Here is a 16,400-nt window from a genome sequence, read left to right on the forward strand (position 1 = left end):
ATATTCTACTAGCAACAATTAGTATTAAAAGATTAACACTAAAAAGTGACTTCCAAAATATTTGGTAAAACAGATAACAAATGTTCTCTAGTGATAGGATCATCAAAGTTCCATTTTGATTCTGTAATATGAAGATGAAATGGAGAGTGCATCTGAAGTCTTTTCCATGCGGGACTATGAGTCAACTGATGTAGATATTCGAGAGAAGTTGCATCACGATCAACCAGTAAAAAAACGCGATCACTCGCATACCGTTCTAAGTCCTCCCAGGTGATAGCTAAATAGGGAATCTGTTGCTGAATCATCTGCGATACGGCTGGCGGAGGGCAGAAAGCAAATGGTTGATAGATAGTCAGTGCAAATCCATGACCACCCATTACAAATAAATCACCATCAATCTGTATAATTACCAGAGCAGTTTCTCCTTGTTTGATCGGAATACAATCTTTCCACACTTGTACCGATTGTTGCTGATGAAGAGACAACCATTGATCCGCCTGACGACCTTGTCCAATCCAGTTAGCGATAGCACGCAAACGAATATGGGCAGGATCATGACGGTAAATCACAAAGGTAGGTGCAATTCGAGCTAAAGCTACGCTAACTTCATCAGTTGTATATTCATGGATAATTAGATCAGGCTGTAATCTAGCAATCTGCTCCGGTTCTCCGTACGTACCAATATCGCTTATATCTAGTAATTGCTGTTGATAAATCACTTGATCGCGAATAACAGTAAGCGATGCACCTATTGGCTGAATGCCTAGCGACAATAGATCGCCAAGTGTATTACCTGTAGCCACAATACGCGGTGCTAAACTATAACGATGATGTGGGAGTGATGGCGGGGTACGATGATACCGATACGTATATTGTCTTGGCGGTACACCTGTAGATTGACTAAATCGTCTGCTAAAATAATACTCATCTTTGAAGCCAACATAATGAGCAATCTCTTTAATCGAATGATTAGACAAACGTAATAAATCTTTTGCGCGATTAATTCGAATATCGGTGATATAATCAAGTGGCTTTTTGCCTGTTAATTGTTGGAAAAGCCTACTATATTTCCATCGTCCTACACCTGATAAATGTAACAAATCTTCGACAGTAATCGGTTTCTGATAATATTGATGAATATAATCTACAGTATGCTGTACGGCTTCTAAAGCAGACGAAAACAGATCAGCAGACAGCTTAGTCTTACTTTCGATACAGGCTAAAATCCATTGTTGTAAAAAGAGATTGGAGCGAAAGTGATTAATCTCTATCTCAGAATGTACTGTATTTATAGGAGAAGCTTTATGACTGTCAAAAAAACGAAGCATATATTGTATATATTCAAGTATTGAAGATAAAGGAGTTGGATGAAGCCAGATATGATAAGGCAATGACTCGATAGGTTCTCTACAAGGTTGTTGTTCTCCTCGAGCAAAAATATAAAAAAAAGCTTCATAGTAAATAGGTTCTGTTGTTGTATCTTTACACTCAATATTGCTGTCTGGCGCAAGAAACATACAACTACCTTGAACAGTTGTAAAAGATTGCTGATTGATCTGTATCGTATCTCCATCTCGCAAGCAAAGGATTAATCGATGAGTTAAACAATCACTACATAACGAAGTAGAATGAGCCAAAGATCCAATCTGAACATAGATACATTCAAAAGTATAGGAGTGAAGAGGGAGTTGGGCTATTCGTGATAACAACATAATCCCTCCTTTATTTAATTGAGAATTATTATCAGTAATATGTACATATTGTATACTAAATGGAAAAAGACTTTCAACCTTAACAGTGAAAGTCTTTTGGTACAATTTATTTACTTATTCATGATTTTCGGTAATTCATCTAGCATACGTTCTCTTGTAATCGGATCATCAAAGTTCCATGTAGAACTTAGCATATATACATGATTGGCTTTAACCGCAGGAATTGCTTGCCAGATTGCACTTTGAAGCATCTTTTGTGTATTGGCATCGCTAGCAGTATTGCCATCATTCAGAATAAATAACCATTGTCCTGCATAATCGGATAAAGCTTCTTCTGAAATCTGAGCAAAATCTTCTTTGTCTGCGATCATTTTCTCTACGCCTATACTTGGCTTAAATTGCAAAATATTGTATAGTGTTGTAGCGAATCCTTTGTCACCCATGACGTACATATCTTTACCTAGTTGTAGAAATACCGTTGCTGTATCACCAGAGTGAGATTTGAGTTGGCTAACCACTTGTTTCGCTTTTTTCTCGTACGTGGTAATCCATTGTTCAGCCACATCACTTTTTCCTAAAATATCGCCTAATGTACGTAGACGATCATAGGTCTGTTTACGTTCAAGCTGTACGGTAGGAGCGATCTTCGTTAACGATTCATAAATATTATCGTACAATCCGCCGCCATCGACCAAAATGAGATCAGGATTAAGGTCTGCGATTTTTTCCATATCAGCCGGTTCACCAATGTCTACGATACCCTCTAACAGATCAGAATAAACCACCTGATCTGCTATAACTTGCAACGATGAGCCGATAGGTTTGACATGAAGAGCAAGTAGATCACCAAGATCACCACCTATATAAATAATCCGCTCAGGATGAGTAGGCACTTCAACGTTGTTATTTTTAAAATCTGTAAATGATTTGGTCGTTGCTACGCTTTCTGCTGTTGCATTACTGGAAGAAGTGGAAGGTTCGTTAGTAGTTGTAGAAGCTGTAGAATTGCCACATGCTGCTAATAATATGCTCACACATAGAATAAAACTCCAAACATTTATCTTTTTGATGATTACTTTCATGATAAGCCCCCTGTAAAATACGATCTAAAATAGTTTTAATAATGAGAATCATTATCGTTAAAAACATCATAGCGTATCAATCACAAAGATGAAATGGACAAAAATAAGTATATCTTTGTACAAAATGCAGGATAATGTTGTATTGACGATGGGTATAGAACAAAAACAATAATTGTTTTGTCATACATGCAACAAAGGAGGATAAATGATGAATTCGAATATCTATTTAAAACCACTCACTCTAGCGAATGCCGAGCAAGTTCTGCAACTACGGAATCGCAATCGAGATTATCTCAAAAAATACGAGCCTATTCGCCCGGAATCGTATTGGACACTTGAAGTTCAGCAAGAAATGCTAATCAATGGGGAACAGAATTTTGAAGCAGGTCAGGGATATGTATTTGGGATATTTGAATCGGTTAGTGAACAATTGGTAGGAAGAATCGAAATTAGTGGAGTGGCTCGTGGACCTTTTCAAAATGGAAATCTTGGCTATTTTGTAGATCAAGATCATCATGGAAAAGGATATGCTTCAGCAGCGGTTCAGCAATGTCTGCAATTTGCTTTTACCGAAGCACAGCTTCACCGGTTACAAGCAGGAGTGATGCCATGGAATACGCCATCATTACGTGTGTTAGAAAAGTCTGGATTTCGCCGTGAAGGTCTAGCTGAACGTTACTTACATATTAATGGTAATTGGGAAGATCATGTTCTATATGCGATTACGATAGAAGATTGGCAACGTCTCACGATAAATTAAAAGCGAGATCTTTCGTATGATGTATAGAGCTAGTAGAATATATGACTTTAAAATCAATCTAAAAACCCCTTTGACTTCATGCTTATAAAAGCGCTGTGTCAAAGGGATTTTTATTTTAAATATATTTTATTTATAACATAATGCTAATTCTATTCTGTTATTCGATTGTGCCTACACTACCCAGTTTGCCTGTTAACTCTATCGCATTGTATAACATGACTGCGGCTTCTGCGCGGGTAATCGGTTCATCAGGATAAAATTTGCCTTTTTGATCTAGCGTAGCGATCTCATTATGAATCACCTGTTCTACCATTTGTTGATCTATAGCAGATAGTGAGTGATGATCAGCTATTTGTGGATCAGCTTGGGTCGACGTTATATTATTACCACCGGATTCATTGATATCAGGATCGACTTGTTCGACAGCTTGCCAGAGTAAAGTAGCAAATTGACCGCGTGTCATTGCTGTCGTCACATCTACATCTGCTGGAAGATCTAGTCCATTATGATGAGCGACAATCATATCATGGCTATACCATGCGTCATTACTGATACGTGTATAGTAATCACTTGCTTCTGGCTTTTTGATAAATCGCATATTATCAATATTGAGATCAAGCCCTTTCACAAGTGAGCTTACCCCTTGTGCAACATTTAATGAACGTTCTGGAGCATAGGTAGTTTCGGTCATCCCTGTCAAAATATGATATTCATCCAAATATTCAATCTTCTTTTTGTCTACTGTGTTATCCAGATCATCGAAAGCGGCAAAAGCTTGGTTACCTGAAGCTAATAATAGAAAACTTGCAAGCCCTAATGTACATTTGCGAACCATCATTGAACTCACCCCACTTGGATAGATTAGAATAGATAGACTTTACAAAAGTTGGATTATCTACAGTGTAACTTACAGTTTCTTATAAATCTATATGAGGATTTGGATCGTGAACTTTGATTTTTTGTGCAGAAGGCGTTACCTTATATAGAGGAACTTTTTGTTCATAGTTAATAAACAACATATAAATAGAGTGGAGGAATCACATATGACTAACCCAAATGAACGCTTGCTTGTATTTGCAGGCTCTTATGCAGAATCAACAGATAACGGTGTGTATGTATACAGTTTTGATGAAGCAACAGGTGAACTGACTCAGACCGATGCTTTTATGGGACTCAAAAATCCTACATTTCTAAATATCGATGCTCCAGCAGGTCGACTGTATGCGATCGGGGAAGCTGCTTATTCTGATGGCACGAAGATTGGTGAAGCTTCGTCTTTTGCTATTGATCCGGCAAAAGGAAGTATCCATTTATTGAATCGTCTAAATACAGTAGGAGCTCCTACTTGTCATATTCAGCGTTCTGACGATAGTAAGTACTTAAGCGTAACCAGTTATCATGGAGGGATGGTAGGATTATTTGCTATCCGTGAAGATGGTCAAATTGGTGAATCGTTAGATGTACAACAACATGAGGGACATAGTGTACATCCGAATCAAGATCGTCCACATCCTCATTCTTCGTTCTATGATCCTACTGGAAAATATGTATTGGTTCAGGATTTAGGATTGGATCGTATTTATACGTATGCACTCGATCAAGAAGAAGGCAAATTAGAGCGAGTAGCAGAACAAGTGACTGCACCAGGCGCAGGACCTCGTCATCTTGTATTCCATCCTAATGGAAAATATGCGTTTGTGATTAATGAATTAAATTCAACTGTAACAGCTTACCAATATGATGGTAGCAACGGTACATTAAGCGAAATTCATAGCATTTCTACATTGCCAGCTGATTATGATGGTGAAAATGGTTGTGCAGAAATTGCAATCTCCAAAGATGGTCGCTTTGTCTATGGATCTAACCGTGGTCATGACAGTATTGTGCAATATGAAGTTGACCAAGCAACAGGTCAATTAACTTTAGTACAACATGTATCTACAGAAGGTGGACATCCAAGACATTTCTCATTGACACCGAATGGTAATTATTTGCTTGCTGCGAATCGCGATGGCAATAATATTGTTACTTTTACTGTAGATGCTACAACAGGTAAATTAACATACACAGGTAAAAGTGTAGAAGTCTCCAAACCTGTATGTGTATGGTCTGTATACATGTAATAGAATGTAATCTTTATTGAATATAAGTTTTATTCAAATCATTCTATCTATAAATAACAAAAATCGTGTCTTCTAGTCGCTGTAGAGCATTCTAGATAGACACGATTTTTTTGTTATGTATCGCATATACTTTTGCAGAGAATAGGTATAATTCTGATAAGGATGATGAAGAAATTGTTTCAATTTTTCGTAGAGAGGTAAAGTACAGTAACTACTATTAATTCTATACTTTCTATGATGTAGATATAGCCAAAGGAGAGATTAATGATGACTGAGCCAAGAAAAAACGATAAAATTGAAGAACAACAAGGCAAGCGTGATCATCCTGAACATTATCCAACTGAAAATGAAAGTCTGTTTGATCGTTTTGAATCCGAACAAAATGTAGACCCTATGCCTATGGAAGATTTAAATATGGAGAAAAAAGAAGAAAAAGATAAAGATGCGACTAAATCTTCGTCCTCTAGTGAAAATGCATATCCTGAAGGTATGGCTAAAAAGCTAGAAGAGCAAGAAAAAGAAAAAAATAGTTAAGCGCTTGAGTGCGTTCGAATAGAGTAAGATCATTAAGGCAACAGATCAGCTGCTGACAATAGAGTTGATCTTTTTTGCTACAGTTATTTCCGATAACACTTTAAATGAAGATATGTTTGTCTAAGAAAGGTGAAAAATATGGCATTTGGTATAGATCGATCACAATTAAACTATTGGAAGCAACAAGTAAGTGATGGACAAATCGCTTTTTTAACTCATTATTGGATCGATGATCGATTTCCCATTATGCGTACAGTGACCAAAGTAGGTTGTGCAGATATCGAAAAGTTACAAAACTGGTGTAGAGAACACCAACTTAACCCTCGTTATATTCATTTTCGTGATCGTTATCCACATTTCGATTTATTTGGAGTAGAGCAATTGCGTATTTTAAAACAAGAAGGACTACAAGATCATATTGATCGATTTGGACTTGATTGAAAAAAGACACCTTGTTTAACCCGCGATTCACACCACTACATTCGACAAAATAACAAAAAAATTTTAAAAGGTATTGAAATCGGTTACAAGCAGATATATAATAAGCGTGTAGAAACGTTTCGACAAAATGATATAAAACTCTACATGATGAATTTTATACAGAATCCATTAATAATTAGTGAATAAACCGTATAAAATTAGCTTTTTTAGCTTAAAATCCATAAAAATCCATTTTTATAGCTCTTTGTTTATCATCTAGATAGAAAAGGGTAAATCATTTTTTTATGATTTTATCGAAACGTTTCGATTAGCTAATTAACACCAGGGGGGAAGTCAATGGGAGCAACGATCAAGGATGTAGCCGCTTTAGCGGGTGTCGCAGTATCGACTGCGTCCTATGCGCTAAATGGAATCGGAAGAGTTAGTCCTAAGACACGCGATAAAGTGATTGTTGCTGCTAAACAGTTAAATTATCAGAAGAATGGGATTGCTTCTGATCTTAAGCGCTCCAAAACAAATACGATTGCTTTGTTGTTAAGTGATCTGTCTGGTCCGTACTATTCTAGATTGATCAAAGGCGTGCAAGAAGTCAGCCTCAACAATGGATATGACTTAATTGCTTGTAGCTCTATTGGTGGGGAATCATCAACAGCGGTCAAATTTATTAAAGAGAAAAGGGTAGATGGAGCTATTATCCTTGCTCATAATATTCCAGACCGTACGATTTTGGAATCGGCTCGTGAAGGATTTCCTATCGTAATGTTAGATCGAAGATTAGAGCATGAAAGTGTCTGTTATGTTGAAGCAGATAATGAAAAAGGTGGCATTTTAGCTACTGAACATCTAATCGAAGCCGGTCATCGCAAAATTGCTTATGTATCTGGGCCAGCAAGCAGTAAGCACAATAAAGATCGTTATAACGGTTTTGTGCAAGCGATGAACAAACATGGATTGACGATTGAACCACGCTGGAATCTAATCGGCAACTTTACAGAAGAAGGCGGTTATCGCGCAGTCAAATTAATGATTGCACAAGGCGAGATTCCAGAGGCTGTATTTTTTGCAAATGATGAGATGGCATTAGGAGGAATAACTGCTTTGAATGAAGCTGGTATTGTTGTTCCTGATGATATATCCGTCATAGGCTTTGATGATATTGTACAAGCGCGGTTTTTGACACCGTCTTTAACGACAGTACGTCAGCCTGATTATGAAGTAGGGGCATTAGCTGTACATCTGATTTTTCAGATTTTAAAAGGAGAAACGGTTAGTCCACAGTATAAACTGGATACCGAATTAGTTTCTCGTGGTACTGTACGTTCTCCATAATGGATGTACCTTATCGTTTTTTTGAAAGCGATATCGAGCAGCAAGCATTTTCTATTATAACAACGAGGTGAATTTAATGACAAAAACATGGAAATCGGTTGTAGCTTGTATGTTGATCTTTTCTCTGATCTTGTCAGCATGTGGCAACAAAGAAGAAGCAGCTGCAACAACAGCGGATGGTAAGCGTGTTCTAAAAGTATGGGGAATGGGTGCGGAAGGTACAGCTCTTTCCAAAATCGTACCTGATTTCGAAAAAGCAAATCCTGATATCAAAGTCGAAGTACAAGCGATTCCTTGGGATAATGCCCATGATAAATTGCTAACAGCAGTCGCTTCCAAAAAAGGCCCTGATGTGGTGCAAATGGGATTGGGTTGGATTCCTGAATTTGCAGACGCTGGAGCTTTGCTAGATTTATCTTCTTATACAGACAAATATCCGAATCTGAAAGTCGATAACTTCTTTAAAGGCGCTCAACAAACAATGACATACAACGATCAACTTGTAGGCATTCCATGGTATATCGATACTCGCGTATTGTTCTATCGTGCAGATCTACTTAAAGAAGTAGGCTATAACGAACCACCTAAGACTTGGGCTGAATTGAAAGATGCAGCAACCAAACTGGCAGCTAGAGGAAATGGCAATTATGGTATTTTGCTAGATAGCCAGGATCAAGTATTTACACTTCCATTCGCTTGGGAAAATGGTAGCGAAGTTATTAGTAGTGATAACAAAGCTCAATTTAACCAACCACCATATGTGGATGCTGTCAAATATTTGAGCAGTTTCTTTACAGAAAAATTAGCACCTTCGCAAGTAGACTTGAAACTTCTACCATCATTTGGTGAAGGTATTATCCCTATGTTTATTAGCGGCCCTTGGTCTGTACAACAGATCAAAGATGAATTGCCTGATCTAAAAGACGATCAATGGGGAACAGTTACGATCCCGGCTAAAGATGAAAGCGGTAAAAGTGCTTCGATCTTAGGTGGATCAAGTCTATCGGTATTTAGCAGTGCTACGAACAAAGATGATGGTGCTAAATTTATTTCGTATATGAACGAACCAGAAGTACAAGTGAAATGGTACGAATTGACAAAAGATTTGCCTTCTACAACTAAAGCATGGGAAGACAAATCACTTGCATCTAACAAAGATATCCAAACGTTCCGTACACAAATGGATACAGCACGTCCAGCACCATTTGTAAAACCGTGGGAAAGTATTGCAGATCTAATCAAAGCAGCTATGCAAGAAATCACAATCGGTGGTGCTGATGTTCAAGAACAAATGGATCAGGTGAACAGCCAGGCTGATGACTTGTTAGCCAACTAATCTAATGATATCCACAGGGCAGAGGTTCTGCCCGTTCAAGCTTTGCATGTTCGTTTAGTACCTTTGCCAAAGATTCATATGCCTTTACTAAACTAACGGGGTGAAATGGATGTTTAAAATGTGGAAATCAATGTTGGTATTGTTACTGATCAGTTCATTAGTATTAGCGGCTTGTGGAAATAAAGAAGAAGCAGGCGTACCTACAACATCAGATGGTAAACGTGTATTGAAAGTATGGGGGATGGGTGGAGAAGATAACGCTATTAGCACACTCATCCCAGCTTTTGAAAAAAAAAATCCAGATATCAAAGTGGAAACTCAGTTTATTCCATGGGGTAATGCTCATGATAAATTGCTAACTGCGGTCGCTTCCAAAAAAGGACCCGATGTTATTCAAATGGGTACGACATGGATTCCAGAATTTGCTGATGCTGGAGCATTGCTTGATCTGACTCCTTATACAGAAGAGTTTCCTAATCTCAAACCAGAGAACTTTTTCAAAGGTGCACAAGAAACGATGACGGTCAATGATCAATTAGTGGGTATTCCGTGGTACTTGGAGACTCGTGTATTGTTCTACCGCACAGATTTGTTGAAACAAGTAGGTTATAACGAAGCTCCGAAAAGTTGGGCTGAATTAAAAGATGCTGCAACCAAATTAACAGATAAAAGCAAAGGCAGATACGGTATTTTGTTAGACAGTCAGGATTCAGCTTTTACTCTTCCGTACGCTTGGGAAAATGGGAGTGAAGTCATCAGCAGTGATAACAAAGCCCAATTTAATCAACCTGCTTATATCGAAACGATTGAGTATTTGAATAGCTTCTTTAAAGAAGGATTAACACCTAATCAAAGTGATATCAAATTGTTACCTTCATTTGGTCAAGGATTAATTCCAATGTTTGTCAGTGGGCCATGGTCTGCTTATCAAATCAAAACAGATCTACCTGATCTAAAAGCAGATCAGTGGGCCACAGCTGTGATTCCTCCCAAAGAAGAAGGTGGCAAAAGCGCTTCTATTCTAGGTGGATCCAACTGGAGTGTACTTAGTAGTGCAACAAACAAAGACGATGCCGCTAAATTTATGGCTTTCATGAGTGATCCTGAAACACAAGTTGCTAAATATAAATACGATCAGGATCTACCTGCCAACATGAAAGCTTGGGATAACGAAGTATTTAACAATAAACCTATTGTTCAAACTTTCCGTGACCAATTAGATACAGCACGTCCTTCTCCATTTGTGAAATCATGGGAATCAATCGGTGATCTGGTCAAAGCTGCTTTGCAACAAATTACAATTGGTGGAGCAGATATCAAAGAGCAGATGGAAGAAGTCAATACAGGAGCAGATAGTTTATTAGCTGAATAAGCTTCCGCAATAACAGCATCTATTTTATGTACATCAACTATCCTTCTCGCCAGATTCATACTCAGATATAACCAACTGATATGGATCTGGAAGAGAACGATAGCATATCAGAACGTCAAAACTTCTGTGAAGGAGGGAATCCAATATGCAAAACGCTTTGCAAAAATTAAACAAATATAAATATCCATATTTGTTTATAGCACCTACGCTAATTATTTTGTTTTTGTTTTCATTTATTCCTATCTTTATTGCTATTTTTATCAGTTTTACGAACATGAACTTATCGGGATTGGCGGACTTCTCAAATATCAAATTTAATGGATTTGATAACTTTGTTCGACTGTTCTCGGATGCAACTTTCCAGAAGTCGATGTTCAATACGCTTATTTTTGTAGTGATTGGTGTTCCTTCAGTTGTTATTATTTCTATGGCTATAGCGATTTTGATTAATCAAGGAACCAGTTGGATTTTCAAATCCTTCCGAGTAATTTACTATATGCCTTCGATTACCAATATTGTAGCAGTAGCTGTAATCTGGGGATATTTGTACAACTCACAATACGGTCTAATTAACCAGATGTTAGGATTTATCGGGATTGATCCGGTGAGCTGGTTACAAGATCCGGTTATTGCTAAATTCTCATTGATCATTATGGCGGTCTGGAAAGCAATCGGTTTGAATATGATTATTTTCTTAGCAGCCTTGCAAGGGATTCCGCGTACGTATTACGAAGCTGCTCAGATTGATGGAGCAAGTCGCTGGGCACAGTTGACTAAGATTACGGTTCCTTTACTAAGCTTTGCTACTTTTTTCGTATCGATTACAACACTAATCGGCTGGATTCAATTTTTTGAAGAGCCGCTTGTTATGACCAAAGGTGGTCCAATCAACAGTACGATGTCTATGGCATTGTTTATCTACAATACAGGGTTCCAACGCAATAACTTTGGTTATGCAGCAGCAGGCTCTATTGTTCTATTTGCCATCATTATTCTTGTAACTATGATCCAGTTTAAAGTACGTAAAAAAGACAGCGATGTAGAATACTAAGTTCTGTAGATCAATGTAAACACAGAACAAAGTATGAAGGGAGGTTCCAAAATGGATATTCAAGTCAAACCGATGTATAAAACAGTCATTATTGCGCTTCTACTTATTGGTAGTATAGCGATGTGTATCCCTTTTGTATGGATGATTCTTGCATCCTTCAAACCAGAAAGTGAAGTAGTTGCATTAACGCCGAAGTTCTGGCCTCAACAAGCTACGATTGAGAACTATGTACGTCTATTTACAGAAATGAGATTTGCGACCTATTTGTGGAACACATTAGTTATCGTATTTTTCTCTTTTATCGGTCTATTTTTAAATGCGGCAGCAGGATATGCGTTTGCCAAATTTGAATTCCCGGGTCGTAATGTTCTGTACTATCTTGTACTAGGAACAATGATGATTCCTTCTCAAGTAACAATGATTCCAGTGTATCTATTGCTGAATCAAATGAATTTGACCAATACAATGGCAGGTATTGTTTTACCAGGTATGGTTAATGCGTTTGGTATTTTCTTATTCCGTCAATTTATGACGACCATTCCTGCTGACTTGATCGAAGCAGCACGATTAGATGGAGCAAGTGAGTTACGTACCTTTTTCCAATTGGTTATTCCAATTGCGAAGCCAATCTTTGCGGTACAAGGGATTTTGACTTTTATCGGCGGTTGGAACAGTTTCCTATGGCCGTTGATTATTGCCAATGATGAAAATCTATACACATTGTCTGTTGGATTATCATTGTTGAAAGGGCAATACGGTGGTGACTTTGCAATTCAGATGGCAGGTGCTTCATTCATGGTAGTACCAATCGTTATTCTGTTTATCTTTATGCAGCGTCATATTATCGAAGGATACACTATTTCAGGTATGAAGTAATTTCATACCTGAGTGCACAACACAGTCATGCAGTAGCACTAGAGACAAGTCGTTCTACGAGAACGTATTTTGGATAGAATATAAGTTTACTTTTTGGAGGGATATTGAATGTCAACGATACAAAATCAAACACAGCAAACAGGACTTTTCCAAAATGAATATGGTTATTTTACAGAAAATGGTCGTGAATATGTAATTACAAATCCACGTACACCACGTCCATGGAGTAATATTATCAGTAATGGCGATTACTCCTTTATGGTATCGCAAGCAGGTGGCGGTTGTTCATGGCGTGGAAATGCAGGTCAGAACCGGATCACTCGTCTTTTCCAAGATGTAATCAAAGATTCATGGGGTAAATTTATTTATCTACGTGATCGCAATTCAGGCAAATTCTGGTCAGCAGGCTGGAAACCGGTTATGGCTGAATATGAATTTTATGAAGTGCGTCATGGTATCGGTTATAGTGTATTTACGCAACAAGTGGATGGAATTCGCAGTGAATTGACTGTATTTGTGGCTCCAGATGCACCGCTTGAAATTATGCAATTGAAAGTAACCAATAACAGCACAACAGCACGCGAACTGGATGCAACGACTTATTTTGAATGGGCTCCAGGTTTTGCACCGGATGAACATCGTGAATTCCACAAAATCTTTATGAATTCTGAATATAAACAAGATCTGAACGCGATTCAGCTTGAAAAATACTTATGGAGCTTCCCGGATGAGAAAGGACGCAGTAACAATGTAAGCTGGCCTTACACAGCGTTCCATGCGGCAAGTGAAACACCATCTTCATTTGATGCAGACAAAGAATCATTTGTAGGTATGTATGGTGAAGAATCTCGTCCACAAGCGATGATTGACAAAGAACTAGCAGGAAATAGTGGACGCTTTGGAGATGCTACTGCTTCTCTACGTGTCGCTATTAATCTAGAAGCAGGAGCTTCACATACAGTTGTATTCACTATTGGTGCAGCAGAGCAAGAAAAAGAAGATGCAGATGCATTGATCCAGAAATACACTACTGTTGAAGCAGCAGAACGTACTCTTCAAGATGTACATGCATTCTGGAGTGAATTGATCGATGTGGAAGAAATTCATACACCTGATCCAGCAATGAATATTATGACGAACGTATGGTTGAAATACCAATCGATCTCTTGTCGTCTATGGGGTAAAACAGCATACTATCAAACAAGCGCAGGTTATGGATATCGTGACCAATTGCAAGATTCTCAAATCTTCTTAACAAGCAAACCAGAATTGATGCGCAAACAAATTCTTATGCATGCTTCCCAACAATTCCAAGAAGGCGATGTACTTCACTGGTGGTTCACGATTCGTGGTGGCGGTCCTCGTACTCGTTGTTCTGATGACTTGCTATGGCTTCCGTTCATCATGGACGCCTATCTGAAAGAAACACAAGATTACGATATCCTGGATGAAGTCACTCCATTCTTAGATGGTGGCGAAGCTACAGTGTATGAACATTGTAAATTAGCGATCGAGAAAACATTCTTGCGCTTTAGCCCGCGCGGTGTTCCATTGATGGGTGAGCATGACTGGAATGATGGTCTAAGTGCGATCGGTTACGAGTGGAGAGGTGAAAGCTTCTGGGTAGGTGAGTTCTTGTACCTTATTCTAGGTAACTTTGCACCAGTAGCTGCCAAACGTGGCGATCAAGTTTTTGCAGATAAAATGATTGAAGTACAAGGTAGCTTAAAAGCAGCACTGAACAAATATGGTTGGGATGGCGAATGGTATCTACAAGCAACCAACGATGATGGATTAAAAGTCGGTTCAAAAGAAAACGAAGAAGGTCAAATCTTCTTGAATCCACAAATGTGGGCTGTTATTTCTGGAGTAGCTGATCAAGAACGTGGACAACAAGCAATGGATAGCGTAAGTAAGCATCTATTACGTGACCATGGTGCGTTGCTTCTATATCCTGCTTATACCAAAGTCCGTCGTGATATTGGTTATATTACACGCTATGCTCCAGGTCTACGTGAAAATGGTGGTGTCTACACGCATGCTGCTACATGGGCAGTATGGGCATATACATTGATCGGTCAACCAGAAAAAGCATACGAAGCATACAGCAAAATCTGTCCTCCTAACCGTTCTGACGATCCAAATGGTTATGTAGGCGAGCCGTATGTAACACCTGGTAACTCTGATGGCCCAATCTCACCTAACTATGGTCGTGGTGGTTGGACTTGGTATACAGGTTCTTCTCAATGGTTACAACGCATGGCAACCAACTGGATTCTAGGTGTACGTGCTGAAAATGAAGGATTGTTGGTAGATCCAAGTATTCCGAAAGATTGGAAAGAGTTCACTTATCGTCGTGCATTCCGCGGAGCTACGTATAATCTACATGTAGATAATGCAGCAGGTGTGGCTCGTGGTATTAAAGAAATCAAAGTTGATGGTAAAGTGATTGAAGGCAATATCTTACCAGACTTCCGTGATGGCAAAGAGCACGAAGTGAAAGTGATTATGGGTTAATCTATTCATTACATCTGATCTGAATAGATCGCTGTAACAGTATTCGATATAACCTACTAATGAAATACTAAGCAAACTATAAATAGCTCTATCTATTCATCATGCTAACTTAGAACAAGTGGCAGTATTGGATAGATTAGAGCTATTTTATATTATTTGTTCACACTAGATCATTGAGATGAAGTGATTGGAAAGCGAGTGGTATCTTTGCGAAGCTGACTCCATGTATATCGTAATAACCATGCATCCCAGTTAGTAATTGTTATCGAACTGCCTACCCACATCAATGTTTTATCTGGGAATCCGCCGGGTGGACGATCTTGTGGTTCATAAAAGTCAGGGAAACCAAAGCCATGACCAAGTTCATGTTCCATAATCTCATCTTGATCTGCTTTTAAAATGTTTAAAATATAATCATCAGCCATCCGTTGTCCCCAGTCTCCACCAGCACCTCCACCAAAGCTGGTTGTTGCCCATAGATACATATCGAATCGTTTATCTAAACCACCTGGATACATATATTGTGGTTCTTCAAAATGTTCAAAACGAGATAAGCTTGTAGGAGCAATTGGTAATTTAGCTGGAATAGTAGGTACTGTTTTATTTAATTCGTCTATAATATAATCGGTATAAACTATTTCATTAGCTTGTTTATTTAAAATGAGTGCAGGATTTGTGCAAGCCCAGCCGACCACTTTGACTTTAATCGAAGAATAAGGCCAATTTTCATAACCTACCAATAAATCGTTCCAATGATTAACCTGTCGACTTAACATACTTTCGATTTGTTGGCGTTGTTTTAAAGTTACACTTTTGTCAGATTGCCAGCGTACTACATAATTTAAAGTTCCTTTACCTGCAAAGATCTGATCAAAAATAAGATTTTTACGAAGCGTGGATCCTTCTTTAACCATCCGATTTTTCCAGACCCATTCAATCGAAGATTTGTAACGGTCAGGCATATTTTTTAATGTAGTCTTAACGATAGAGGCTGAATGAGTAACAGTCGGTTTCTTTTTGACTGGAGTAGCGTAAAGAGAATGGGGTGAACATGCAAATAGTGAAGCACAAACTGTAATAGAAGTAGATAAAAGTAAAGCTTTACTCCATACACTCATTTTATTGCCTCCTGCTAGAAAGATATAATTAAAAATGTTTATTGTACAAATAAAACATTCTACTTTATTATTATCGAAATTATTGTTTTAAATTTTAATCAAATATAAAATCTTGATATCGATTACTAAAGAGTATTTCGCAAAAATTC

At 38.2% G+C, this 16,400-nt stretch carries 14 protein-coding genes; 10 read left to right on the forward strand and 4 right to left on the reverse strand.

From position 1 onward, the window contains the following. Nucleotides 1-38: 38 nt before the first annotated feature. Together PQ456_RS09305 and PQ456_RS09310 are read right to left on the reverse strand one after the other, a co-directional pair. Nucleotides 39-1,709 carry a helix-turn-helix domain-containing protein gene (locus PQ456_RS09305; RefSeq protein ID WP_273615854.1) on the reverse strand — a complete coding sequence of 557 codons (1,671 nt, stop codon included), beginning with the start codon at nucleotides 1,707-1,709 and terminating at the stop codon, nucleotides 39-41. 113 nt (nucleotides 1,710-1,822) lie between these two features. After that, entirely contained in the window at nucleotides 1,823-2,746 is a 924-nt protein-coding gene (locus PQ456_RS09310; RefSeq protein ID WP_273615855.1) for an ABC transporter substrate-binding protein, read from the reverse strand. A 256-nt stretch (nucleotides 2,747-3,002) separates the two neighbouring features. Between PQ456_RS09310 and PQ456_RS09315 the strand changes: the two genes are divergently transcribed. Beyond that, nucleotides 3,003-3,554: a GNAT family N-acetyltransferase gene (locus PQ456_RS09315; RefSeq protein ID WP_337957877.1), complete on the forward strand. Its 552-nt coding sequence runs from the start codon at nucleotides 3,003-3,005 to the stop codon at nucleotides 3,552-3,554. Between the two features lie 157 nt (nucleotides 3,555-3,711). Here the strand turns inward: PQ456_RS09315 and PQ456_RS09320 are convergent, their stop codons facing one another. Then, entirely contained in the window at nucleotides 3,712-4,392 is a 681-nt protein-coding gene (locus PQ456_RS09320; RefSeq protein WP_273615857.1) for an S-layer homology domain-containing protein, read from the reverse strand. Between the two features lie 205 nt (nucleotides 4,393-4,597). Between PQ456_RS09320 and PQ456_RS09325 the strand changes: the two genes are divergently transcribed. From PQ456_RS09325 to PQ456_RS09365, 9 genes are all read left to right on the forward strand, one after another. Then, complete coding sequence (locus PQ456_RS09325; RefSeq protein WP_273615858.1) at nucleotides 4,598-5,677, forward strand: lactonase family protein; 1,080 nt, start codon at nucleotides 4,598-4,600, stop codon at nucleotides 5,675-5,677. A gap of 267 nt (nucleotides 5,678-5,944) precedes the next feature. Next, entirely contained in the window at nucleotides 5,945-6,211 is a 267-nt protein-coding gene (locus PQ456_RS09330; RefSeq protein WP_273615859.1) for a hypothetical protein, read from the forward strand. Between the two features lie 138 nt (nucleotides 6,212-6,349). Continuing rightward, a complete protein-coding gene (locus tag PQ456_RS09335) occupies nucleotides 6,350-6,652 on the forward strand; it encodes a hypothetical protein (RefSeq protein ID WP_273615860.1) in 303 nt (100 codons plus the stop codon). A 336-nt stretch (nucleotides 6,653-6,988) separates the two neighbouring features. After that, nucleotides 6,989-7,981, forward strand: coding sequence for a LacI family DNA-binding transcriptional regulator (locus PQ456_RS09340; RefSeq protein WP_273615861.1), 993 nt, complete (start codon nucleotides 6,989-6,991; stop codon nucleotides 7,979-7,981). Nucleotides 7,982-8,057: 76 nt separating this feature from the next. After that, nucleotides 8,058-9,317: a sugar ABC transporter substrate-binding protein gene (locus PQ456_RS09345; protein WP_273615862.1), complete on the forward strand. Its 1,260-nt coding sequence runs from the start codon at nucleotides 8,058-8,060 to the stop codon at nucleotides 9,315-9,317. Nucleotides 9,318-9,435: 118 nt separating this feature from the next. After that, nucleotides 9,436-10,689: a sugar ABC transporter substrate-binding protein gene (locus tag PQ456_RS09350; RefSeq protein ID WP_273615863.1), complete on the forward strand. Its 1,254-nt coding sequence runs from the start codon at nucleotides 9,436-9,438 to the stop codon at nucleotides 10,687-10,689. Nucleotides 10,690-10,834: 145 nt separating this feature from the next. Next, nucleotides 10,835-11,740: a carbohydrate ABC transporter permease gene (locus PQ456_RS09355; protein WP_273615864.1), complete on the forward strand. Its 906-nt coding sequence runs from the start codon at nucleotides 10,835-10,837 to the stop codon at nucleotides 11,738-11,740. Nucleotides 11,741-11,791: 51 nt separating this feature from the next. Continuing rightward, nucleotides 11,792-12,616: a carbohydrate ABC transporter permease gene (locus tag PQ456_RS09360; protein WP_273615865.1), complete on the forward strand. Its 825-nt coding sequence runs from the start codon at nucleotides 11,792-11,794 to the stop codon at nucleotides 12,614-12,616. A gap of 108 nt (nucleotides 12,617-12,724) precedes the next feature. Next, nucleotides 12,725-15,133 (forward strand): glycoside hydrolase family 94 protein, encoded by a 2,409-nt coding sequence (locus tag PQ456_RS09365; RefSeq protein ID WP_273615866.1) that lies wholly within the window; start codon nucleotides 12,725-12,727, stop codon nucleotides 15,131-15,133. A 170-nt stretch (nucleotides 15,134-15,303) separates the two neighbouring features. Here the strand turns inward: PQ456_RS09365 and PQ456_RS09370 are convergent, their stop codons facing one another. Beyond that, complete coding sequence (locus tag PQ456_RS09370; RefSeq protein WP_273615867.1) at nucleotides 15,304-16,251, reverse strand: metallopeptidase domain-containing protein; 948 nt, start codon at nucleotides 16,249-16,251, stop codon at nucleotides 15,304-15,306. Nucleotides 16,252-16,400 lie beyond the last annotated feature (149 nt).

It is taken from the genome of Paenibacillus kyungheensis (assembly GCF_028606985.1).
GTDB lineage: Bacteria > Bacillota > Bacilli > Paenibacillales > Paenibacillaceae > Saccharibacillus > Saccharibacillus kyungheensis.